We start from the raw sequence: 22,685 nt of genomic DNA on the forward strand, positions 1-22,685 counted from the left end.
GTCGCAGACAGGAGTGGTCCGGCGCGCAAAAGGATTCAGCTCGGCCGCCGCCGGTGGTCAGCTGGTCCCGAGCCGCTCGGCGAGCGTACGTCCCAGCCAGGCCGCCGAGCGGATGGCGCTGCCGCAGTTGGCGACGAGGACGCCCGGGCTCGGCTCGTCGACCACCAGGGTCTTCTGAGCGGTGTCGACGCCCCAGAGGATGTCGTCGACGCGGGCATCGCGGAGCCAGGGGAGGGTCTCGGCGAGACCGCTGTCGAGGATCTCCTTCCAGTGGTCGACGGCGCCCGAGGTGTCCTCGTCCTCGACGATGTCCTCCTGGCCGACGAGGACCCTCAGCCGCCCGTCGATGAGCTTCACGAAGACATAGCCGAAGCCGTCGCCGATCGGCACGATCGTGTGGGGCAGCTGCTCGCGTTCGGGCGGGACCGGGAGGTCGAGCACGAACAGCTGGCGCTTCTCCGGCTCCGCGCTGGCCTGCGGGAACACCGAGGCGTTCGCCGCGCCCATCGCGCCGAGTACCCTCCCGGCGCGGATGGTGCCACGGGAGGTCTCGACCACATGACCGCTGCCGTCGGGGCGTACGCCGGTGACGAGCGCGTCGACCAGCGTCGCTCCCGCTTCCCGGGCGTGGTCGCGGAGCATCCCGACGAGCCCGGTCGCGGAGACGTTGAGCGCGGGGATGTGCTCACCGGTGTGCAGCAGGTGGTAGGTGTTCTCGATCATCCCCAGGTCGGCGCCGGGCGCGGCACCGCGGATGTACTGCTCGGTCTGGGTCGTCATCTCGCGCTTGACCGGGTCGGGCCACGTCCACCGGATGCTGCCGCCCGCATAGCGATAGGTCGCGACATGGCCGGGGTCGTCGGCGGGGTCGTGGTCGATGAGGACCACCCGCAGGCCGGGCCGGGCCAGGAACGTGGCCGTCGCAGCGCCGATCGGGCCTGCTCCGCAGATCGCCACGTCGGCCTCCGCAGGCAGTGTCACGAGTCGGTCAGCGGGCAGGTCGGCGGGGAGATCAGTCAACGAAGTCCTTCCGGGTGGTACATCAGGCCGGTGCGCGAATATGCGTCCAGAAGGCTATCGGCTGGGGTACGTCCCTCGCTCAGCAACTGGTCCAGACCATCGAGGTGGCCGACTTCGTGCCGCAGGCCAGCACGTTCGGAGAGCGCCCGGCGCGCCGCCGCGAGCACCTGGCGGGCGCCGGCAGCGATCTCGGGATCGGCGAATGCCGCGGTCGCGGCCCGCTGATGGAGGTCGCGACTGGGCCTGTCGGCCAGTCCGGGCAGGTCGTCGGCGAGGCAGACGCCGAGCGTCAGCGCCGCGCCGCCGAGCAGCAGATCCCGGGTGAGGAAGGAGTCGAAGGCCTTGAACTCGATGCGTCCCTCCTCGCGAGGGATCCGCGGTGGGTGGACCATGGTGGGCTCGACGCCCGCGGTCGTCTCGACGAAGCAGCGCGCCGCCACCCGGCGCCAGGTGCGCTCGTAGGTGCGCTTGCTGGGGCCGTGCCAGACCTTTCCGGCGTGGAAGGGTGAGCTGAAGCTGAACGGCACCATGAACGGGCTGTAGTAGGTCAGCCTGCGGGTCACCTCGACGACCTGTGCCGCGGAGAGCCCCGGGAAGGACAGGTTGATGTCGGGGCCGTAGCTCAGGTTGGAGACCTCGGCGTGGTCGTACTCCCGGTGCTCGGCCCGCATCCGCTGCTCCCACTCGTTGAGCGGCGGGTCGAGGACGTACGCCTCGCGGACCGGGTTGAAGCCGACGATGCCCAGGTGCAGGCCGAGGGGCTCGAGACGCTTGGCGATGTCGCCCTGCAGGTCGACGAGCCGGTCGGCGGCCTCGGTGATGCTCGGGCAGATCGGGGTGCGGATCTCCACGCCCTTGACCAGCATCGTGGTGAAGGTGCCCTCGGCGTCGAACCGCTCGTCGCCCTCGAGGTACCAATAGCCGCTCTTGATGCCGAGGTCGCCGCGGACGAGGCCGTCGTCGGTGGTGCCGGAGCCGTCGGCGAGAGCGCGTTGGAGGGCGTCGAAGTCGAGGTCTTCGAAGTCATGGAATGTGCCCGCGTCGCGAATCGCACCCGCGCCTACGTCGGGTGACTCCGTCACCAGGGCATACTCGAACTCGAACCCGGCGGAGTAGAGCACGGCGCAACTCTAGGGCAGTCGGCGGGCCACCATCCGCATTTCTCGGAAATTAGGTTAGGCTCCCCTCATGTTTCGCGCGGACAAGCCGGAGACAAAGCCGGCGACACGGGTCGTGGTCACCTCGACCCGCCGGCTCAGTGCCGGGATGACCCGCGTCCATTTCCGTGCCGAGGACCTCTCCGCGTTCGACGGCAGCGTGTGCACCGACCGGTTCCTGCGTCTGGAGATCCCGGTCGGTGACGGCTCGACCGTCTGCCGCACCTACACCGCGCTCGACCCCTCCGTCGCCGAGGGCACCCTGGCCGTCGACTTCGTCCACCACGGTGACGAGGGCGTCGCCGGCAGGTGGGCTGCCGCCGCGGCTCCGGGTGACGTGCTGACCGTGCGCGGGCCCGGTGGGACGTACGCCCCGGACCCGGCTGCCGACTGGCACCTGCTCGTCGGCGACGAGTCCGGTCTGCCCGCGATCCGCGCGGCGCTGGCGGCGCTCCCGGCCGACGCGGTCGGCTACGCCGTGATCGAGGTGCCCTCCGCGGAGCACCTCCAGCAGGTCGAGGCGCCGGCCGGCGTCGAGGTGCGCTGGGTGGACGCCACGGTCGACCCGCCGCTGGAGACCGTCGTCCGCGAGCTGCCCTGGCTGCTCGGCCGGGTGCACGCCTTCGTGCACGGCGAGGCCGAGGTCACCATGCAGCGGATCCGTCCCTACCTGCTGCGTGAGCGCGGGATGCCGCGCGGGGACCTGTCGATCTCCGGCTACTGGCGCCGCGGCAACAGTGAGGACAGCTTCCGGGTGTGGAAGCGCAGCCAGGCCGCCGACCGGCAGGCTGCGTACGCCGGTCAGGCGCTGCGGTAGTCTGACGGCCATGTCGAGCCCTGAGGCAGCCACTGTGGGGGCTTTCGGTCACGCCGTCAGCCCCCTGAACCACTGAGGTTCGAGCCCTCCCGCCCTGGCGCGAAACGCGCGGGCGGTCGATAGGCCACCCCGGGTGCTGGCCGTGGTGACGAGACGCGTTCCGTCCGTTTCCTGCCTCGGAGTATCCACATGCCTCTCGCGCTCTACCTGCTCGCCCTGGCGGTCTTCGCCATGGGCACCTCGGAGTTCATGCTCGCCGGCCTCGTGCCGGACATCGCCGCCGGCCTCGACGTCTCGGTCGGGACCGCCGGTCTGCTCACGTCCGCGTTCGCCGTCGGGATGATCCTCGGCGCGCCCGTCATGGCCGCGTTCGCTCGCCGGTGGCCGGCCCGGGCCGCCCTTCTCGGCTGCCTGGCGCTCTTCGCCGCCTGCCATGTCGTCGCCGCCGTTACGCCGGCCTTTTCCGTGCTGTTCGCGACCCGGGTGGTGGCGGCGGTCGCCAACGCCGGGTTCCTGGCGGTCGCGCTCAGCACCGCCACCCGCCTCGTCGCTCCCGACCGGAAGGGCCGCGCGCTCGCCGTCCTGCTGTCGGGTACGACGCTCGCCACCGTCGCCGGTGTGCCCGGCGGGGCGCTGCTCGGCGCCGCCCTGGGCTGGCGGGCGACGTTCTGGGCGGTCGCGCTGCTGTGCGTGCCCGCCGCCATCGGGATCGCCCACGGGGTGCGGCCCGGCACGGTGGAGGCGTCGGTCCGGTCCGGTCCGTCCTTGGTCGCCGAGCTCGCCCAGCTGCGAGCGCCGCGACTGCTCGTCGCGATGTCGCTGGGTGCTCTGGTCAACGGCGGAACCTTCGCCGCGTTCACCTTCGTGGCACCGATCGTCACCGGCCCGGCCGGGTTGGCCGAGGTGTGGGTGTCGCTGGCGCTGGTGCTGTTCGGCATCGGCTCCTTCGTCGGGGTCGCCGCGGCCGGGCGGTTCTCCGACCGGCACCCGCGGCTGGTCATCGCCGTGGCCTCGCCCGCGCTGCTCCTGGGGTGGCTGGCTCTGGGGCTGCTCGCGGACCGTGCGGTGCCGCTGCTCGTGCTGGTGCTCGTCCAGGGCGTCCTGGCGTTCGCGGTCGGCAGCAGCCTGATCGCGAGGGTGCTCTACGCGGCCTCGGATGCGCCGACCATGGGCGGCGCCTACGCGACCGTGGCGCTCAACGTCGGTGCCGCGGCAGGTCCGGCGCTCGGGGCGGCCACCCTGTCGGGCACAGGCGTGCTCGGGCCGGTGTGGGTGGCGGCCGTCCTGACCGGGGTCGCGCTGGTCGCCATGGTGCCGTCGCTCCACCTGATCGCCCCGCGGGACCGGCCCGGGAGTGGCGTCGTGCCGACTCCGTGACCGGTCCGCGCGGCGCGACCCGATCAGGCCCGGGTCAGCGGGGCGCGACGATCTCGACCGGCCCGTCGACCCGGGCGGCGACCCAGGCGCGGTGGAAGTCGCTGCCCGGCGCGACCTCGGCCCGGCGCTCGGGCTCGCGGAGCAGGTCGACCGGGCACTCGAGCTGTCGGCGCGGTGTCGGAGCAGGGCGAGGACCGCTGTGCGCCGCGATCGCCTCGGCCAGCGCCTCGGCGACCGGCTTGCGCCGGTGGTCGACGGTGAAGAGACCGAGGTCGTACTCCCGCTCGGGGAAGTCGACCAGTGACCGGTCCAGGTCGTGGGAGCACCACCAGGTGATGCCGAACAGCGCCGGGTTCTGGACGACGTGGTCGACCGTTCCCCGGACGAACTCGCGGACGGACCCAGGGTCGATCTCCGGCAGGGGAGCGCCGATCTCCTGGAGCCAGACCGGGCGCCCCGGCTCGGTGGCGTACGCAGCAGCCAGCTCGACCAGGTAGTCGGCGTGCGTGAGCGTGGCCGGCCCCAGGGGCGCGTCGATCGCGCCGACGCCGTTGAAGACCCAGGAGTGCACGGTGCTCAGGTCGCCGAGCGTGGTGACGTCGGCAGGCGCGAAGGGATGGTCGGGCGCGTAGAAGGCGTCGTCGAAGAGCGAGTGGAGGCAGAGCAGGCCGGGGGCCGCCTTGCGGGCGGTCTCGAGGAGCTCGTGGGCCCACGAGCGCGAGTCGGCGATCGTGGTCGGGTTGGACGGCCACAGGTTGTTGACCTCGTTGCCGAGGGTGAGGGCGAAGACGTTGTCGCGGGTGGAGACCGCGGCGGCGAGGGTGTCGACGTAGGTGCGCAGGCCCGCGCGCACCTCCGGGTGGCTGAAGACCGATCGCTGGTGGTGGGTGAGCACCCACGAGGGCAGGAAGTCGAAGCTCGACAGGTGTCCCTGGACCAGGTCGACGCAGACGTCGAGGCCGCGGGCGGCGGCCAGATCGATGGTGGTGAGCACGTCGTCGACCGCCGCGGAGCGGATCAGCGAGCGGTTGGGCTGGATCCACGGCCAGACCGGGAAGATGCGTACGTGGTCGAGACCGAGGCCGGCGAGGTCGTCGAAGTCGCGGGCGATCTGGTCGGCGTCGAAGTCGAGCCAGGAGTAGAACCAGCCGGATGAGGGCACGTGGTTGGCTCCGAAGCGCAACGGGGCAGTGGCGGCGGGGGTCGGGTGAGCTGGCACCCGCGCAATATAAACCGTTTAAGTAAACCAGACAATCAGCGTCCGGCGGGCGGAGCCGTGCTCTCCCGCGGGACGAGGACCGGGGTGCTCGACTGGTGACGCACGGTGAGCGTCGGGTCGGCGATCAGCCGGAGCAGCTCACGGGCCGCCTCGGTGGCCCAGCCCTGGGTGTCACGGGTGAGTGCGGTCAGTGCGGGGTGGGTCAGCCGGGCCAGCAGGGAGTCGTCGAAGGAGAGGATCGAGAGGTCCTGCGGCACCCGTACGCCCATCTCCAGGGCGACGCCCAGTCCTGCCACGGCCATCACGTCGCTGTCGTAGACGATCGCGGTCGGCCGCTCCCGCCGCGAGAGGACCCGACGGGTGATGACGGCGCCCTCGGAGTCGCTGTAGTCGGTCGGGATCGAGACCACCTCGGCCAGCTCGTGGCGCGCCTTGGCCTCGGTGAGCACGTCCATCCGGCGCTTGGTGTGCAGGAACTGTGGCATACCGGCGACGTGGACGACGTGGCGGTGGCCGAGCGCTGCGAGGTAGTCGACCGCCTCGTGCATGGCCTCGCTGTCGTCGGCCCAGCTGTAGCTCAGCGACGTGTCCGGGAGCGGTCCGCCGAGCACCATCACCGGCACGTCGAGCGCCTCGAGCACGGCGAACCGGGGGTCCTCGATGAGCGGGTCGAGGAGCACGAAGCCGTCGACCCGCTTCTCGGCCGCCCAGCTGCGGTAGGCGGCCATCTCCGCCTCGGGGTCCTCGACTACGAGCAGCTGCAGCGCGGTGCCGTCCTCGGCAAGGCCGGCCTGCAGGCCGGAGACGACCTGGCCGAAGAAGGGCTCGAGCCCGAGCGTACGAGCGGGGCGGGACAGGATCAGGCCGACCGCTCCGGCGCGCGAGTTGCCCAGGGACCTGGCGGCCCGGTGGGGGCGCCAGTTCATCTCGTCGGCGACGGCCAGGATGCGTCGCCGGGTCTCCTCGCTGACTCCCGGCCGTCCGTTGAGCGCGAACGAGACCGCGCCCTTGGAGACGCCGGCGCGCTCGGCGATGTCCGCGATCGTGGGTCGTGCCATCGGGCAAGTCCTTCCTGGGTCGAGGCAGGAGGCTGATTGTGGCGCTCCTCACACGGATGCCTTGACGGCACACCTCGTTCGGTGAATAGTACGGCCCGAACTTAACCGCTTTATCAAAAGCTTTCAGCAAGGAGCCGAAAATGAGCGTACGCCGGTTGGTGGGGGTCGCCGCTGGATTGGCCATGGGCATCACTGCGATGACGGGTTGCGGGGCAGGTGACGAGCCGTCCGCCGGTGACCTCGAGGGCAAGATCGAGGGCAAGGTCTCGATCCAGACCTGGGCGCTGAAGCCCAAGTTCACCGACTACGTCGAGGGCGTGATCGCCGCCTTCGAGAAGGAGAACCCCGGCGTCGAGGTCACCTGGCTCGACCAGCCCGGCGACGGCTACGACCAGAAGGTGCTCACCCAGGCCCAGTCCGGTGATCTCCCCGACGTCGTCAACCTGCCGCCGGACTTCGCGCTGCCGCTGGCCGAGCAGGACCAGCTGCTCGACCTCGAGGAGACCGACGTCGACCTGGAGGGGACGTTCGTCGAGGGTGGCCTGCAGGGCTACCGGTACGACGGCCTCGACGGCACCTACGGCTACCCGTGGTACCTCGGCACCGACGTGAACTACTGGAACACCAAGCTGCTCGAGGAGAACGGCCTCGACCCGGAGAACCTCCCGACCGACTGGGACTCCCTCTTCGAGCAGGCGGCGACGTACCAGAAGACGGCCAAGGGCTCGTCCTACCTGGTCAGCCGCAAGCCGGGCATCAACGACTTCCAGAACCTCGGCGTCGACATCTTCAACGAGGACGGCACCGAGCTGACCTTCAACCAGCCCGAGGTGGTCGAGCTGGTGCAGAAGTTCGCCGACGGCTACGAGGCGGGCCTGCTGCCGAAGAACCTGCTCTCGGAGGAGTTCCAGGGCAACTCGGCGATGTACAACGAGTCCAAGGTCGCCTGGACCACCGGCGGTGGCCAGCACATCAACACGACGCTGAAGACCGAGGCCCCCAGCCTGGTCGACGTGACGACCTCCAACCACGCCTTCGGCGACGGCCCGCTCTACGTCCAGGGCCTCTCGGTCAACGCCGGGTCGAAGAACCTCGCCGCCGCCAACGCGCTCGCCCAGTTCGTGACCAACGCCGAGAACCAGAAGGCCTTCGCCGAGCTGGTCCCGGGCATCTACCCGAGCACCACCGAGTCCGCCGAGGACGAGTTCTTCGCCAAGAGCGACGGCACCAACGCCGGTGACGCCCAGGTGACCGCGTTCGAGACCCTCTCGACCGCGATCCCCAACAACCCGCGCTGGTCGCCGGCCATGGAGACGATCCTGCAGCAGCAGCTCGCCGCGGCGATCACCGGAGACGCGACCCCGCAGGAAGCCCTCGACAAGGCCGTCGAGGAATGCAACAAGATCCTCACCCAGTGACGAGTCCGATCACGAGGCCGGGCGGCCGGGTGCGTGACCACCGGTGGTTCACGCCCTGGCTGCTGGTCGCGCCGGCCGTGGTGTGGCTGTGCGTCTTCAACGTCTATCCCGCCCTCAACACCATCTACATGGCGTTCACGAACACCAAGCCACTGGGCGGCGGGGAGTTCACCGGGCTGGCCAACTTCGAGCGGATGCTCGACGACGACCAGCTCGTGCACGCGCTGACCAACTCGATCCTCTACATGATCGTCTGCGTACCGCTGCTCACCCTGCTGCCGCTGCTGCTCGCGGTGCTGGTGGAGAAGAAGCTGCCGGGCCTGACCTTCTTCCGGGTCACCTTCTACACGCCGGTGGTCGCCTCGGCGGTCGTGGTCGCGCTGATCTGGGGCTGGCTGCTCGACGACCGCGGCGCGATCAACTCGATCCTGTCGGCGCTGCAGGTGGTCACCGAGCCCATCCCGTTCCTGACCGACCGCTGGCTGCTGCTCTTCAGCGCGATCAGCCTGACGGTCTGGAAGGGTCTCGGCTACTACATGATCATCTACCTCTCGGCCCTCGGGAACGTCGGCAAGGAGCTGCACGAGGCGGCCGCCGTCGACGGCGCCGACCCGGTCCGCCGCTTCTGGAGCGTGACCGTCCCGGGCGTACGCGGCACGATGCTGCTGATCACGATCCTGATCACCATCTCGGCGCTGCGCGTGTTCACCGAGCTCTACGTGATGACCGGCGGCACGGGTGGCCCGGGCGGCAAGGTGAGCTCGATGGTCATGCTGATCCAGCTCTACTCCACGGGCTTCACCGGCAGCCTCGGCTACGCCTCCGCGCTGAGCCTGCTGCTCTTCGTGCTCACCCTCCTGCCGATGCTGCTGCTGGCCCGGCTCAACCGGAAGGACGGCTGATGACCGACACGCAACCGCGTGCGAAGCGCACGAGGAGGTCGTACTCCTTCCACCGGATGTCCACCGGCGAGATGGTGACGCGCTACGTGCTGCTGCTGGTGGTGCTCGCGATCACGGTCCTGCCGTTCGTGTGGCAGCTGTCGACCTCGCTGAAGTCGATCGACGAGGACGTCTACTCCTCGACCCCGAGCTTCATCCCGGAGCACCCGACGTTCGCCAACTACGTCAAGGTCGCCGAGGTCGTGCCGGTGGTCGACTACGCGATGAACTCGGTCGTCGTCGCGGTCCTGGTCGTGGGCGGGAACATCCTCGGCGCCACGATGGCGGGCTACGCGCTGGCGAAGCTGCGCTTCCGCGGGTCGAGGCTGGTGCTGGGCGCGCTGCTGGCCACGCTGATCCTGCCGGGGGAGGCCACGATCATCGCCCAGTACGTCACGGTCCGCTCGCTCGGGCTCACCGACACCCTTCTGGGCGTCGCGCTGCCCGGCATGATCGGGATGATCAACGTCCTGCTGATGCGGGCGGCGTTCACCGCGATCCCCGACGAGCTCGAGATGGCCGCCAAGGTCGACGGCGCCAACGCCTGGCAGCGCCTGATCCACGTCAACCTCCCCGGCGTACGCGGCATGCTCAGCGTCATCTCGATCTTCGCGTTCATCGGCGCCTGGGACGACTTCCTGTGGCCGCTGATCGTGCTGACCGACCCGGAGAACCTCACGCTGACCGTCGGCCTGCAGTATCTGTCCGGAACGTTCACCAACAACCCCCGCCTGATCGCGGCAGGCACCATGATCTCGTTCGTCCCGATCGTGATCGTCTTCGCGGTGCTGCAGCGCTACTTCTTCCGCGGGGTCGAGGAAGGGGCCATCAAGGGATGACCGAGGTGCAACTGACCGCCGCCGAGATCGCCCGCTTCGAAGAGGAGTCGGCCCGCTTGCTGGCCTTCGCCCGCGGGTCCCGTCACGAGGGCGGCGGGTTCGGGTGGCTCGACGAGCACGGTCTGCTCACTCCCGGACGGCCCGTCGAGACCTGGATCACCTGCCGGATGACGCACGTCTTCGGGCTCGCGCAGCTGCGTGGCGACGCCTCGGCCGCTGCGTACGTCGACCACGGCGTCGCCGCGCTCACCGGACTGCTCCACGACGCCGAGCACGGCGGGTGGCACTCCGCGGTCTCCCCGGAGACCGGCGAGGTGGTCAGCACCGTGAAGGAGGGCTACGCCCATGCCTTCGTCGTGCTCGCCGCCACCACCGCGTACGCCGCCGGCCACCCCGGTGGGGAGGCGCTGCTCGAGGACGCGCTGAGCGTGATGGAGGAGCGGTTCTGGCGCGAGGAGGACGGGCTCATCCTCGACGTGTGGAGCGCCGACTGGACATCGTTGGACGGCTACCGCGGCGTCAACGCCAACATGCACGCCGTCGAGGCGTTCCTCGCGGTCGCCGAGGTGACCGGGCGCCGGGTCTGGCTCGACCGCGCGCTGCGGATCCTGGAGCGGGTCGTGCACGGCTTCGCGCGCGAGCACGACTGGCGGCTCCCGGAGCACTTCTCCTCGTCCTGGACCGTGGAGCTGGACTACAACATCGACGATCCGGGGCACCCGTTCCGGCCGTACGGCGTCACCATCGGGCACCTCTTCGAGTGGGCGCGGCTGGCGCTGCACGCCCGGACCATGCTGGGGCCGGAGGCTCCTCCGTGGCTGCTCGAGGACGCCCGCTCGATGTTCGCCGCCGCGGCCTCGCGCGGCTGGGCCGTGGACGGGGCCGACGGCTTCGTCTACACCACCGACTTCGCCGACGAGCCGGTCGTGCGCGAGCGGATGCACTGGGTCGCCGCCGAGGCGGTCGCCGCGGCCTGGACGCTCTTCCGCGACACCGGCTCGGCCGATGCGCTGGCCGACGTACGCCGCTGGTGGGCCTGCTGCGAGGAGCACCTCGTCGACCGCGAGGGCGGTTCGTGGCACCACGAGCTCGATGCCCGCAACCGGCCCTCGGCCACCGTCTGGCCCGGCAAGCCGGACGTCTACCACGCCTACCAGATGGCGATCCTGCCGTTGCTCCCCTCAGGTGGCAGCTTCGCCGGTGCTGTGCTGAAGGGGCTCGCGTGAGCCTCACTCTCGGGAACGGGCCCGCCGACCCGGTCAACGCCCGTGCGGGCGTGGGGTACGCCTCGCCGCAGGCGTGGTGCTTCGAGGTCGAGCCGGGGGTCGGCCATGTCGAGGCGGAGCTGCCGCTGGAGGCGCCGATCGAGGTGGCCGCCGGGGACGAGCTGCGCTTCGTCGTGTTCCCCGAGTCGGCCTCGGCCGACCAGCGGCGGTGGGAGGCGACGTACGTCTGTGTGGACGGGCTGCTCGACGACGGCCGGCGGCTCAGCGAGATCGGGCTCGTGGACCAGTACGGGCAGGCGCTGACCCCGACCGGGCAGGGGGAGGGGAAGCGGTCCTGGGTGGATCAGTGGAACCTGCGCCGGGCGGCGCTGACCGGGCTCGCCGGGCGCCGGATCGAACGGCTCCTCGTCGTGGTGCGGGCGGCCGAGCTGCCGCTGCGGGTGTGGGTCGACGATGTCGCCGTCGGGCCCGCCCGCGTGCTCCCGGCCGCGCCGCTCGACCAGGTCGACACCCGACGCGGGACCCACTCCAGCGACCGGTTCTCGCGCGGCAACAACGCGCCGCTGGTCGGCCTGCCGCACGGCGGTGTCTTCGGGCTGCCGATGACCGACGCCTCGGCGGGCAACTGGCCCTACGCCTGGCACGCGCACCACCGTGAGACCGCCGGCGGACCCAACCGTCCGGCGATCGAGGCGTTCGCGACCTCGCACATCCCGAGCCCGTGGATGGGCGACCACGGGGTCTTCCAGGTGATGCCGAGCCCGCTCGTCGAGCCCGACGACGACCGGCGTGCGCGGGCACTCGGTTTCGACCACGCCGACGAGCAGGCCGGGCCGCACCGGTACGCGGTCGCGCTCGACGGCGGCGTCACCGCCGAGCTCGTCCCGGGCGACTTCGCGCTCGGGATGCGGTTCACCGGCGCCCGCTCGCTGGTGCTCGACCACCACGGCAGGATCCGGACGCTGACCTGCCAGAACGACCGGGGAGAGGTGGTCGTCCGTGCCCTCCTGGACGGCCGCGAGGGCAAGCCGGCCCAGCACATCCACCTCCGCGTCGCCGGGACCTCCCAGCTGCGCCTGGGCGGCGGCCGGCTCCGTGGCCACATCGCGCTGAGCGGGGCGGGGGCTGTCGACGTACGCCTGGGCATCTCGACGGTCAGCGACGAGCAGGCGGCAGCCAATCTCGAGGCCGCCGGGTCGTTCGACCAGATGGCCGCGCGGGCTCGCGCGGCGTGGGAGCAGGCTCTGGCGACCGTCGAGGTGGAGGGGGCGAGCGAGGACCAGCTGGTCTCGATCCGATCAGGGCTCTACCGGCTCTTCCTCTACCCCAACCGCTACGGCGAAGGGCCCACGCACGCGCACACCTCGCCCTACGACCTCGCCACCGTCCGGCATGCGCCGATGACGGTCACTCACGGCTTCTGGGACACCTACCGCACCGCCTGGCCGCTGCTCGCGCTGCTCGACCCGGCCGGTGCCGGTTCGCTCGCCGAAGGCTTCGTCGAGCACTTCCGCGACCGCGGCTGGACGCCGCGATGGAGCGCTCCGGGCGCCGAGGACTGCATGACCGGCACCACCTTCGACACGGTGGTCGCCGACCTGGCCCTGCGCGAGGTGCCCGGGATCGACCTGGAGACCGCCTACGCCTCGGCGCTCAAGAACGCGACCGTGCCGCCCGATGACGTACGCGTCGGCCGCAAGGGGCTCCGCCGCGGGATCTTCGCCGGCTACGTGGACACCGACACCCACGAGGGCATGTCGTGGACCCTGGACAACGCGATCAACGACTGGGGGATCTCTCGGCTTGCCCGGAGGTTGCGTGCGGGTGGATCACCCCGCACCTCGGAGGACCTCGCGGCGGAGGAGGAGTACTTCGCGCGGCGGGCGCTCGGATATCGCAACGTGTTCGACCGTGAGAGAGGGTTCTTCATCGGTCGCGACCCCGCGGGCGAGTGGCGTGGAACATTCGATCCCGACGTGTGGGGCCACGACTACACCGAGACCAACGCCTGGGGGACCGCGTTCACCGCACCCCACGACGGCGCCGGGCTGGCCGAGCTCCACGGCGGCGAGGAGGCTCTCGGCGCGAAGCTGGACGACTTCTTCGCCCGCCCGGAGACGGGCGCGGCCGAGCTGAGCGGCCACTACGGCTTCGCGATCCACGAGATGACCGAGGCCCGGGACGTACGCATGGGGATGCTCGGGCTCTCCAACCAGCCGGCCCACCACATCCCGTTCATGTACATGTTCGCCGGGCGGCACGACGACGCCCACCGGATCGTCCGCGAGTGCCTCTCCCGGCTCTTCGTCGGCTCCGACCTCGGCCAGGGATATCCCGGCGACGAGGACAACGGCGAGATGTCGGCCTGGTACGTCTTCGCGACGATCGGGCTCTATCCGCTGGTCCCCGGGACGGCGTCCTACGTGATCGTCCCGCCGTCGGTCCGGCGGACCGTGCTGCGGCCGACCGACGGCAAGGAGATCGTCATCGAGGCGGTCGGCACCGGAGGCCACATCCGCTCGGTGACGCTCGACGGCGAGCCCTGGGACGAGATCTCGGTCCCGCACGCCCGCCTGGCCGACGGCGCGCACCTGGTCGTCGAGCTCTCCGAGACGCCCTGCGGCTGGGCGAAGGCGTCCCGCCCGCCTTCTGCGTCCCGGACGGCTCCCGGTCTCCAAGTGACCGACGCGACCGTGGTGGTGCCGGACTCCCTGACCGACGACACCGGCGAGACCACGGTCGCGCTGAGGGCGGGGGAGCGGATGGAGGTCCCGCTCCTCGGCGAGCGGCGGCTCTCGCTCTACACCGTGACCTCCGCCGAGCCGGGCGACCTGGCCTGGAAGCTGGACTATCTCGGCCCCGACGGCACGACCGTGGCTCGCGAGGAGCGGGCTGATGAGACGTACGTCTGGGCAGGTCAGACCCGGGTTTTCCGGGTCAGGCGCGGGGAGCCGGTCGCGGCGGGAGCCGTACGGTTCACCGCGTCGACGGACTGCGTGCTCACGCAGCTGGAGTTCATCGAAGACGACGCCGACAACGCAGACAACAGACAGGACGAGCACTGATGCACGACGACGTACACCTCACCGAAGGCCGCGTGAGCCGGGTCCTCAAGGAGCGCCTGTGGCCGGCCGTGCACACCGCCTCGGCGCCCGTGAGCGTCGCCTGGCACGAGCTGCCCGGGGAGCCGATCGCTCCCGCGGAGGGGCTGGCGCTGACGTACGAGCCCTTCGAGGTCGGCAGCGACTGGGGTCCGGCGTGGGGGACCGCCTGGTTCCGGATCACCGGCACCGTGCCCGCGGAGTGGGCCGGCAGGCGGGTGGAGCTGGTCTGCGACCTCGGCTTCGACGTCAACATGCCCGGCTTCCAGTGCGAGGGGCTGGTCTACACGCCCGAGGGCGAGCCCATCAAGAGCCTCAACCCTCGCAACCAGTGGGTGCTGGTCGCCGACGAGGCGAAGGGTGGCGAGGAGATCGAGCTCTTCCTGGAGGCCGCGGCCAACCCGGTCCTGCTCGACTACCACCCCTTCCTGCCCACCCAGGAAGGCGACATCGAGACCTCCTCGAAGAAGAGGCTCTACACCACCCGCCGGGTCGAGCTCGCCGTCTTCGAGAAGGACGTCTTCGAGCTCTGCCTCGACCTGGAGACGCTCCACGAGCTGCAGGTCGAGCTGCCCGAGGGGCCGCGCAAGTTCCGCATCCTGCAGGCCATCGACGACGCCCTCGACCGTGTCGACCTGCAGCGGATCCGGGAGACGGCCGCCGATGCCCGGGAGGCGCTCGCCGAGGTCCTCGAAGCGACCGCGCACGACTCCGCCCACCAGATCGCCGCGATCGGCCACGCCCACATCGACTCCGCCTGGCTGTGGCCGGTTCGCGAGACGATCCGCAAGGTCGCCCGCACCACCTCCTCGATGACCGAGCTGCTCGGCGAGGACCCCGACTTCCGCTACGGGATGTCGAGCGCGCAGCAGTATGCGTGGCTCAAGGAGCACCGTCCGGAGGTCTACGCCAAGGTCAAGGCGGCGGTCGCCGAGGGCCGCTTCATCCCGCTCGGCGGCATGTGGGTCGAGTCCGACACCACGATGCCGTCGGGGGAGTCGCTGGTGCGGCAGTTCCTCTACGGGCAGCGGTTCTTCGAGACCGAGTTCGGGATCCGCTGCAAGGGTGTCTGGCTGCCCGACTCCTTCGGCTACAGCCCGGCGCTGCCGCAGCTGATGAAGCGGGCCGGGTTCGAGTGGTTCTTCACCCAGAAGATCTCCTGGAACCAGGTCAACAAGTTCCCCCACCACACCTTCGAGTGGGAAGGCATCGACGGCTCCCGGATCCTGAGCCACTTCCCGCCGATGGACACCTACAACTCCCGGCTCTCCGGCGCGGAGGTCGCCAAGGCCTCCCGCCAGTTCCGGGAGAACCGGATCGCCACCGGCTCGATCGCTCCGGTCGGCTGGGGCGACGGCGGTGGCGGCACCACCCGAGAGATGGCCGGCAAGGCCCGTCGTCTCCGCGATCTCGAAGGCTCCGCTCAGGTGTCCTGGCGTCACCCGGACGAGTTCTTCGCCGAGGCCCGGGCCGAGCTGCCGGACCCGGCGGTCTGGGTCGGCGAGCTCTACCTCGAGCTCCACCGCGCCACCCTCACCTCCCAGCACCTCACCAAGCAGGGCAACCGGCGCTGCGAGCACCTGCTCGTCGAGGCCGAGCTGTGGTCGGCCACCGCGGCCGTCCGCGGTCTGCTCGACTACCCCTACGACGAGCTGGACGCGCTGTGGCAGCAGGTCCTGCTCCAGCAGTTCCACGACATCCTGCCCGGGACGTCGATCGCCTGGGTGCACCGCGAGGCGGCGGCGCAGTATGCCCGGGTCGCCGAAGCGGCGACGGCCATCATCGAACGGGCGCTCACGGCGCTCGCCGGCGAGGGAACCGTCGCGCTGCGGGCCGACGGGCGCTCGGGTGCGGTGCTGGCGGCCGAGCCGGTGGCGGCCGTCTCCGTGGTCGAGAAGGACGGGACGTACGTCTTGGGGAACGGGGTCGTCGAGGTCACCGTCTCCGCCGAGGGCCTGATCACCTCGGCGATCGATCTCGCGACCGGGCGTGACGCGATCCCGGCCGGGGCCGAGGCCAACCTCCTCCAGCTCCACCAGGACTTCCCGAACATGTGGGACGCCTGGGACGTGGATCGGTTCTACCGCAACCGGGTCACCGACCTGCGCGAGGTCACCTCGATCGAGATCACCGAGGACGGGCTGGTCGTCGAGCGGCCGATCTCGCCCGAGTCGTCGACGACCCAGGTGCTCTCGCTGGCTCCCGGCTCGCGGGTGCTCGACATCGCGCAGAGCACCGAGTGGCACGAGACCGAGAAGTTCCTCAAGGTGGCCTTCCCGCTCGACGTCAAGGCAGAGCAGACGCTGGCCGAGACCCAGTTCGGCTACCACCGCCGCCCGACCCACACCAACACCTCCTGGGAGGCGGCGAAGTTCGAGACCTCGATGCACCGCTGGGTGCTGGCCTCCGAGCCTGGGTTCGGAGTGGCGCTGATCAACGACTCGACGTACGGCTTCGACGTGACCCGCCCGACGGCGCTCACCACCGAGGTGCGGCTCTCGCTGCTGCGGGCGCCGCGGTTCCCCGACCCGGAGACCGACCAGGGCGTGCAGACCCACCGCTACGGCCTGGTCATCGGTGCCTCTGTCGAGACTGCGACCGAGGCCGGGGCCGCGCTCAACACGCCGTCGCGCCAGATCACCGGCGCAGGTGCTGTCGAGCCGCTGGTGACCGTCTCCGGTGACGGTCTGGTGGTCTCGAGCGTCAAGCTCGCCGCCGACCGCTCCGGCGACCTGGTCGTGCGTGTCTACGAGTCGACCGGCGCGCGTACGCAGGGGGAGCTGCGCGTCGCGGAGAGCTACGAGCGGGTCGAGGAGATCTCGCTCGTGGAGGACCCGATCGCCGAGGTGAGCTCCGACGGCGGTGTCGTCGCGCTCAGTCTCGGGGCCTTCGAGGTCCGCACCCTGAGGTTCCACCGCAACTAAAGGAGACCAGCACCATGTCAGTTCCCCACATCTCACGCAGACACATGCTGCTCGGCGCGGGCGCCGCGGCCATCGGAGCGACCGCGGCCACCGGCCTCGCCCCCTCGGCGGGGGCGGCGCGCCCGCTCGCGTCGCCGACGCTGATGACCGGCTACGTCGAGGTCAACAACTACAGCATCGGCAACGTCGCCAAGTACGAGCTCGCCGGAGGCGGCAACGTCTTCGACATCGGTCTGATCTTCGCGGCCAACATCAACTACGACACCGTCGGCCAGCGGGCCTACCTCTACAACAACCCGCAGGTGCAGGCGCAGCTCGACGCCGCCGACGTGCACATCCGTCCGGCCCAGGCCAAGGGCATCAAGATCCTGCTCTCCGTGCTCGGCAACCACCAGGGCGCCGGCTTCGCCAACTTCCCGGACCGGGCGTCCGCCGAGGCGTTCGCCGACCAGCTCGCGGACGCGGTGACCCGCTACGGCCTGGACGGGATCGACTTCGACGACGAGTGGTCCAACTACGGCGCCAACGGCACCGGCCAGCCCAACGACTTCTCCTTCGTCTACCTGCTCCAGGCGCTGCGCTCGCGGATTCCGGACAAGCTGATCACCCTCTACTACATCGGCCCGTCCTCGCAGCGGCTCTCCTACGGCGGGGTCAACGCCGGCGACCTGCTCGACTACGCCTGGAACCCCTACTACGGCACCTGGGGCGTACCGAACGTCCCCGGGCTCGGCAAGCCCGAGCTCGCCCCCGCCGCGATCAACATCCAGGGCACCTCGGCCTCGACCGCCGCCAGTCTCGCCTCGCGCACGGTCTCCCAGGGCTACGGCGTCTTCAACACCTACAACCTCGGCTCCGCCGACGCGAGCGCCTACCTCTCCAACGTCACCCGCAACCTGTACGGCAAGGCGACCGTCTACACGGGCTGACCGAAAGGAGCGGTCGCCGCGGTCTGGGAGTATCGTTCGCGCACGGACCGCGGCGGCCGGTGCTGAGGGAGAAGAGGCGTAGATGGGTGTCACGAGCGAGAGCGGGCGGATCGTCGCGGGTGGCCGGAAGGGCACCTACGTACGTCTGGCCGAAGGCCCTCAGGAGCGCCACATCTCGCGCACCGACCTGGCCCGGAAGCCCGAGGAGCTCGGTGATCCGGTGCTCACCGTCGCCCACCTGTCCGACATGCACATCTGCGACCACCAGTCGCCGGCGCGGGTCGAGGTCCTGGACCGGCTCATGGACCCCGACGCCTCGACCCGGGAGCTGATCGAGGAGATCGGGACGTACCGGGCCCAGGAGCTGCTGACCGCACAGGTCGGGGCGGCGATGGTCGAGGCGATCAACGAGATCACCGAAGGACCCGTCGGCGGCGGCCCGCTCGACCTGGCGATCGCGACCGGCGACAACACCGACAACGGGCAGTACAACGAGCTCGACTGGTACCTGACGCTGCTCGACGGCGGCCGGCTGACCCCCGACTCCGGCGACATGCTGCACTACGAAGGCGTCGCCGCGCTGCCGGACAAGCGCTTCTGGCACCCCCAGGGCGAGACGTACGACATGCGCCGGGGCGACCACGGTTTCCCGCTCGTCCCCGGGCTGCTGAAGGCCGTGCGGCGTGCGATCGACTCACCCGGGCTCGAGGTGCCCTGGCTGGCCGTCAACGGCAACCACGACGGGCTGCTGCAGGGCACCGTGCCGGGCAACTCCGCCATCGCCGAGATCGCGGTCGGCGACCTGAAGGCGATCGCGATGCCCGAGCACTGGACCGACGAGGCGAAGGCGAAGCTCATCGCCGGGCTGATCTCCGGTGACCCGGCGGCGCTCGCGATGCTGGCCGAGCTGGAGCCGTACGAGGTGACCGCCGACCGGCGTCGCCGGCAGACGACGCTGCAGGAGTTCGTCGATTCCCACGTCCACGACGAGGCGAAGCCGCCGGGCCACGGGTTCCACGCCGGTGGCGAGTCCTACTACCGCCACGACGTCAACGACCAGGTCACCTTCGTCGTCCTCGACACGGTCAACCCGGCCGGCGGCTTCCAGGGGTCGATCGACGCCGAGCAGTTGGAGTGGCTCGACGCCGTGCTCGCCTCCACCGACTACGACGAGCGGCTCGCCGTGATCGCCAGCCACCACGACGTGGCCTCGCTGGTCAACGACATGAGCGGCGCGAGCGGCAGCCGGCGGGTCCTCGGCGACGAGATCGAGCAGACCGTCTCGCGTCATGAGAGCGCGGTCCTCTGGCTCAACGGCCACACCCACCGTACGTCGGTGAAGCCTCACGGCTCGTGGTGGGAGGTCACCGCGCCGTCCCTGATCGACTGGCCGCAGCAGGGCCGGGTGGTCGAGCTCATCTCTGACGGGGACGTGCTCACCATCGCCACCACGATGCTCGACCACGCCGGTCCCGCCCGGTGGAGCGGCTCCATCGAGGAGGTCGGCCACCTCGCCTCGCTGTCTCGTGAGCTGGCCGCGAACGACTGGCAGACGCCGAAGGTCCCCCTGGCCGAGCATCCCTTCTCCGGGACGGCCCAGGACCGCAACGTACTGCTCCATCTGCTCGATCCGAGGGCCTGAAGGGCCTCCGACACGCCGTTATCTAGCGGTTGACAGGCGGGTGGGGTTGCGTGGACCAGCGTTCTCCGCTGGACTACCACCAACCAAGTTCATGCAAGCGGCATGGACACATCAAGCCTTGGAGGAAAGACACGTGAGCTCGACCGCAGCCACAGGGCCTGCGGACCGGCTGGGCCTCAAGTCCGGCATGGTCATCCAGGAACTGGGCTGGGACAACGATACGGATGACGAGCTGCGGGTCGCCATCGAAGACGCCGTCGACGCGGACCTGGTGGACGGTGAGTACGGCAATGTCGTCGACGCCGTGCTGCTGTGGTGGCGCGACGACGACGGCGACCTCGTCGACGGACTCGTCGACGCGCTGACCGACCTCGTCGGAGGCGGGGTCATCTGGCTGCTGACGCCGAAGGTGGGCCGCCCGGGTGCGGTCGACGCGGCGGACATCGCCGAGGCCGCGCCGATCGCAGGACTGTCCCAGACCACCACCGCATCTGTGAGCAAGGACTGGGCCGCGACGCGTCTGCTGGCGCCGAAGACTCCTGCCTGATGGCAACGGTTCTCGGGGTCGGTGGACACCCGCAGGAGTCTTCGCGTGAGCGACGTTAGACTCCCAACGGTGTTCTCGACTACGGCTGCCAAGGCACGCACCGCCGGATCCGCGGCGATGATCCTGGCCGGTTCCGGCATCGTCCGGCCGGTCAGTCCGCTCGGGCTCGCACGGACCGGTCTGGCGCTCGCGCGCTGGGGCACCGGGCCGGCTGGAGGCTTCATCGGCCTCGCCCACCGCTATCCGCGCCGCACCGCGGTCATCGACGAGCTCGGGTCGCTGACGTACGCCGACCTCGACCGCCGCTCCAACGCGATCGCCCGGGCCCTCGCGGCCCGGGGGATCGGCGAGGGCGACGGGGTCGCGATCATGTGCCGCAACCACCGCGGGTTCGTCGACGCCACCCTGGCGGTCGCGAAGCTGGGCGCCGATGTCCTCTACCTCAACACCGCCTTCGCCGGTCCGCAGCTCGTCGGGGTGCTGGAGCGCGACAAGCCCGCGCTGATCATCCACGACGAGGAGTTCACCGGGATGCTGTCCTCGGCGGCCTCGGCCGAGCGCCTGGTCGCGTGGGTCGACTCCGACGATCCTGGTGAGACCCTCGAGTCGCTGGTCGCCGGCGACGCGCGGCCGGTGCCGCCGCCGAAGCGGCACGGCCGGATCGTGATCCTGACCTCCGGCACGACGGGGGCGCCCAAGTCGGCGCCGCGTCCGGAGGCCGGGTTCGACGCTGCGGTCGCGCTGATGTCGCGGATGCCGATGAAGGACGGCTGGCGCTGTTTCATCGCCGCGCCGCTCTTCCACACCTGGGGGCTCGCCCACCTGCTCTTCGCCGAGCTGCTCGGCACCACCATGATCCTGCGTCGCCGGTTCGACCCGGAGGACGCGCTGGCGACCCTCCAGGAGACCGGGGCCGACTCGTTCGTGGTCATCCCGGTCATGATGCAGCGGATCCTGTCGCTGCCGGAGGAGACGCTTGCTGCGTACGACCTGGAGGGGATCGCCTCCCGGCTGAAGGCCGTCGCGTCCTCCGGCTCGGCGCTGCCCGGCGACCTGGCGCTGGAGTGGATGGACCGCTTCGGGGACAGCCTCTACAACGTCTACGGCTCGACCGAGGTCTCCTACGCCTCGATCGCCGACCCCGTCGACCTGCGCGAGGCGCCGACCTCGGCCGGCAAGATCCCGTGGGGCACCAGGATGAGGATCCTCGACGCCGACGGCGTGCCGGTCCCCGACGGTGAGGCCGGCCGGATCTTCGTCGGCAACGGGCTGCTCTTCGAGGGCTACACCAGCGGCGGCGGCAAGGAGGTCGTCGACGGTCTGATGGCGACCGGCGACGTCGGACGGTTCGGTCCCGACGGCCGGCTCTACGTCGAGGGCCGCGACGACGACATGATCGTGTCCGGCGGCGAGAACGTCTTCCCGCAGGAGGTCGAGGACTGCCTGATGCGCCACCCGCTCGTCACCGACGCGGCCTGCGTCGGGGTCGACGACGCCGACTTCGGCAAGCGTCTGCGCGGGTTCGTCGTGGTGGTGCCCGGCACCGAGGACGGCGTCGATGCGGTCCTCAAGGACTGGGTCAAGGAGAATCTTGCTCGCTTCAAGGTGCCGCGGGAGATCGTCGTGACCGACGCTCTGCCACGCAACGCGACGGGTAAGGTGCTCCGCCGCGAGCTGGCCACCTGGGACATCGAGGCGGCAGGATCGAACGGCGAGAGGGCGGCAGGGCAGTGAGTGGACTTCAGATCGGCGGTCCGGCTCCGGACTTCACCCTCCGGGACCAGTTCGGGGCCGACGTCACGCTCACCGACTTCCACGGCAAGAAGGCCGTCGCGATCTTCTTCTTCCCGTTCGCCTTCTCCGGTGTGTGCACCGGCGAGATGAGCGGACTGCGCGACCGGCTCGACGAGTTCGTCACCTTCGACACCGAGGTCCTGGCGATCTCGTGCGACCCGGTCTACGCGATCCGGCAGTTCGCCGACACCGACCGGCTCAACTTCCCGGTGCTCTCCGACTTCTGGCCCCACGGCGAGGTCACCAAGGCCTACGACGTCTTCAACGAGCGCACCGGCGCCCCGCTCCGGTCCTCCTACGTCATCGACAAGGCGGGTGTCGTGCGGTGGGCCGTACACAACGACAACGCCGACGGCCGCGACCTCGAGGAGCACCTCCGGCAGCTCCACGCGGCCGTCTGAGCAGGTAGTTTACGGGTCATCAAAGGTCCATTAACAGGGTGGTTACATCGCTTTTCCTATGCCCTGGGCGGGATCTAATCTTGAGTTGTTGAGCCGCTGATGACCCGAGACGTCAGCGGCTCAACTTCCATTTCAGGGTTGGTACGTCGGCCCGGTTCGCCGGGCCCGCCCCTGATCGCGTACTCTTGGGGCGCTTCGGACGCATAGCTCAGTTGGTAGAGCGCCTCCCTTACAAGGAGGATGTCAGGGGTTCGAGTCCCTTTGCGTCCACCACA

Annotated in this window: 17 protein-coding genes and 1 tRNA gene; 14 read left to right on the forward strand and 4 right to left on the reverse strand. The window is 70.4% G+C overall.

Translation table 11 applies throughout. The features are described from left to right. Window positions 1-57: 57 nt before the first annotated feature. Window positions 58-1,020, reverse strand: a complete 963-nt coding sequence (locus HD557_RS07470; RefSeq protein WP_196873430.1) for an NAD(P)/FAD-dependent oxidoreductase — start codon at window positions 1,018-1,020, stop codon at window positions 58-60. Further along, complete coding sequence (locus tag HD557_RS07475) at window positions 1,017-2,141, reverse strand: glutamate-cysteine ligase family protein (RefSeq protein ID WP_196873431.1); 1,125 nt, start codon at window positions 2,139-2,141, stop codon at window positions 1,017-1,019. Before HD557_RS07475 ends, HD557_RS07470 begins: the two co-directional genes overlap by 4 nt. 67 nt (window positions 2,142-2,208) lie before the next feature. Between HD557_RS07475 and HD557_RS07480 the strand changes: the two genes are divergently transcribed. Both HD557_RS07480 and HD557_RS07485 read left to right on the forward strand, forming a co-directional pair. Further along, entirely contained in the window at window positions 2,209-2,994 is a 786-nt protein-coding gene (locus tag HD557_RS07480) for a siderophore-interacting protein (RefSeq protein WP_196873432.1), read from the forward strand. Window positions 2,995-3,183: 189 nt separating this feature from the next. Beyond that, a complete protein-coding gene (locus tag HD557_RS07485) occupies window positions 3,184-4,371 on the forward strand; it encodes a Cmx/CmrA family chloramphenicol efflux MFS transporter (protein ID WP_196873433.1) in 1,188 nt (395 codons plus the stop codon). Window positions 4,372-4,405: 34 nt separating this feature from the next. Here the strand turns inward: HD557_RS07485 and HD557_RS07490 are convergent, their stop codons facing one another. Further along, window positions 4,406-5,590: a glycoside hydrolase 5 family protein gene (locus HD557_RS07490; RefSeq protein ID WP_196873434.1), complete on the reverse strand. Its 1,185-nt coding sequence runs from the start codon at window positions 5,588-5,590 to the stop codon at window positions 4,406-4,408. 35 nt (window positions 5,591-5,625) lie between these two features. Further along, the gene (locus tag HD557_RS07495; protein ID WP_196873435.1) at window positions 5,626-6,648 is read right to left on the reverse strand and encodes a LacI family DNA-binding transcriptional regulator; all 1,023 of its coding nucleotides are present in this window, start codon (window positions 6,646-6,648) and stop codon (window positions 5,626-5,628) included. 182 nt (window positions 6,649-6,830) lie between these two features. Between HD557_RS07495 and HD557_RS07500 the strand changes: the two genes are divergently transcribed. The 12 genes from HD557_RS07500 (at window position 6,831) to HD557_RS07550 (ending at window position 22,683) form a co-directional block, all read left to right on the forward strand. Then, window positions 6,831-8,066: an ABC transporter substrate-binding protein gene (locus tag HD557_RS07500; protein ID WP_231380219.1), complete on the forward strand. Its 1,236-nt coding sequence runs from the start codon at window positions 6,831-6,833 to the stop codon at window positions 8,064-8,066. Beyond that, complete coding sequence (locus HD557_RS07505) at window positions 8,063-8,968, forward strand: carbohydrate ABC transporter permease (RefSeq protein WP_374221679.1); 906 nt, start codon at window positions 8,063-8,065, stop codon at window positions 8,966-8,968. Before HD557_RS07500 ends, HD557_RS07505 begins: the two co-directional genes overlap by 4 nt. Next, the gene (locus HD557_RS07510; RefSeq protein WP_196873436.1) at window positions 8,968-9,846 is read left to right on the forward strand and encodes a carbohydrate ABC transporter permease; all 879 of its coding nucleotides are present in this window, start codon (window positions 8,968-8,970) and stop codon (window positions 9,844-9,846) included. Before HD557_RS07505 ends, HD557_RS07510 begins: the two co-directional genes overlap by 1 nt. Next, window positions 9,843-11,072, forward strand: coding sequence for an AGE family epimerase/isomerase (locus HD557_RS28110; RefSeq protein WP_231380220.1), 1,230 nt, complete (start codon window positions 9,843-9,845; stop codon window positions 11,070-11,072). Before HD557_RS07510 ends, HD557_RS28110 begins: the two co-directional genes overlap by 4 nt. Next, complete coding sequence (locus HD557_RS07515) at window positions 11,069-14,137, forward strand: GH92 family glycosyl hydrolase (RefSeq protein ID WP_307785558.1); 3,069 nt, start codon at window positions 11,069-11,071, stop codon at window positions 14,135-14,137. The genes HD557_RS28110 and HD557_RS07515 overlap by 4 nt, the downstream gene beginning before the upstream one ends. Further along, on the forward strand, window positions 14,137-17,097 hold the full coding sequence (locus HD557_RS07520) for an alpha-mannosidase (RefSeq protein WP_008358184.1): 2,961 nt from the start codon (window positions 14,137-14,139) through the stop codon (window positions 17,095-17,097). The genes HD557_RS07515 and HD557_RS07520 overlap by 1 nt, the downstream gene beginning before the upstream one ends. Before the next feature lie 14 nt (window positions 17,098-17,111). Continuing rightward, a complete protein-coding gene (locus HD557_RS07525; protein WP_008358182.1) occupies window positions 17,112-18,026 on the forward strand; it encodes an endo-beta-N-acetylglucosaminidase H in 915 nt (304 codons plus the stop codon). An 82-nt stretch (window positions 18,027-18,108) separates the two neighbouring features. Further along, complete coding sequence (locus tag HD557_RS07530) at window positions 18,109-19,668, forward strand: TIGR03767 family metallophosphoesterase (protein WP_196873438.1); 1,560 nt, start codon at window positions 18,109-18,111, stop codon at window positions 19,666-19,668. A gap of 133 nt (window positions 19,669-19,801) precedes the next feature. Next, window positions 19,802-20,215, forward strand: a complete 414-nt coding sequence (locus HD557_RS07535; RefSeq protein ID WP_196873439.1) for a DUF3052 domain-containing protein — start codon at window positions 19,802-19,804, stop codon at window positions 20,213-20,215. A 69-nt stretch (window positions 20,216-20,284) separates the two neighbouring features. After that, window positions 20,285-21,949 carry an AMP-binding protein gene (locus HD557_RS07540; protein WP_196873440.1) on the forward strand — a complete coding sequence of 555 codons (1,665 nt, stop codon included), beginning with the start codon at window positions 20,285-20,287 and terminating at the stop codon, window positions 21,947-21,949. Further along, on the forward strand, window positions 21,946-22,410 hold the full coding sequence (locus tag HD557_RS07545) for a peroxiredoxin (protein ID WP_196873441.1): 465 nt from the start codon (window positions 21,946-21,948) through the stop codon (window positions 22,408-22,410). The genes HD557_RS07540 and HD557_RS07545 overlap by 4 nt, the downstream gene beginning before the upstream one ends. Window positions 22,411-22,607: 197 nt before the next feature. Further along, window positions 22,608-22,683 (forward strand) — tRNA-Val (locus HD557_RS07550). The last annotated feature ends 2 nt before the right edge of the window (window positions 22,684-22,685 follow it).

The organism is Nocardioides luteus (genome assembly GCF_015752315.1).
Lineage (GTDB): Bacteria > Actinomycetota > Actinomycetes > Propionibacteriales > Nocardioidaceae > Nocardioides.

Coding starts and splice junctions, on each gene's coding strand:
- HD557_RS07485 (WP_196873433.1), top strand. CDS start 3,184: ATGCCTCTCGCGCTCTACCTGCTCGCCCTGGCGGTCTTCGCCATGGGC.
- HD557_RS07495 (WP_196873435.1), bottom strand. CDS start 6,648: ATGGCACGACCCACGATCGCGGACATCGCCGAGCGCGCCGGCGTCTCC.
- HD557_RS07500 (WP_231380219.1), top strand. CDS start 6,831: ATGGGCATCACTGCGATGACGGGTTGCGGGGCAGGTGACGAGCCGTCC.
- HD557_RS07525 (WP_008358182.1), top strand. CDS start 17,112: ATGTCAGTTCCCCACATCTCACGCAGACACATGCTGCTCGGCGCGGGC.
- HD557_RS28110 (WP_231380220.1), top strand. CDS start 9,843: ATGACCGAGGTGCAACTGACCGCCGCCGAGATCGCCCGCTTCGAAGAG.
- HD557_RS07520 (WP_008358184.1), top strand. CDS start 14,137: ATGCACGACGACGTACACCTCACCGAAGGCCGCGTGAGCCGGGTCCTC.
- HD557_RS07530 (WP_196873438.1), top strand. CDS start 18,109: ATGGGTGTCACGAGCGAGAGCGGGCGGATCGTCGCGGGTGGCCGGAAG.
- HD557_RS07510 (WP_196873436.1), top strand. CDS start 8,968: ATGACCGACACGCAACCGCGTGCGAAGCGCACGAGGAGGTCGTACTCC.
- HD557_RS07480 (WP_196873432.1), top strand. CDS start 2,209: ATGTTTCGCGCGGACAAGCCGGAGACAAAGCCGGCGACACGGGTCGTG.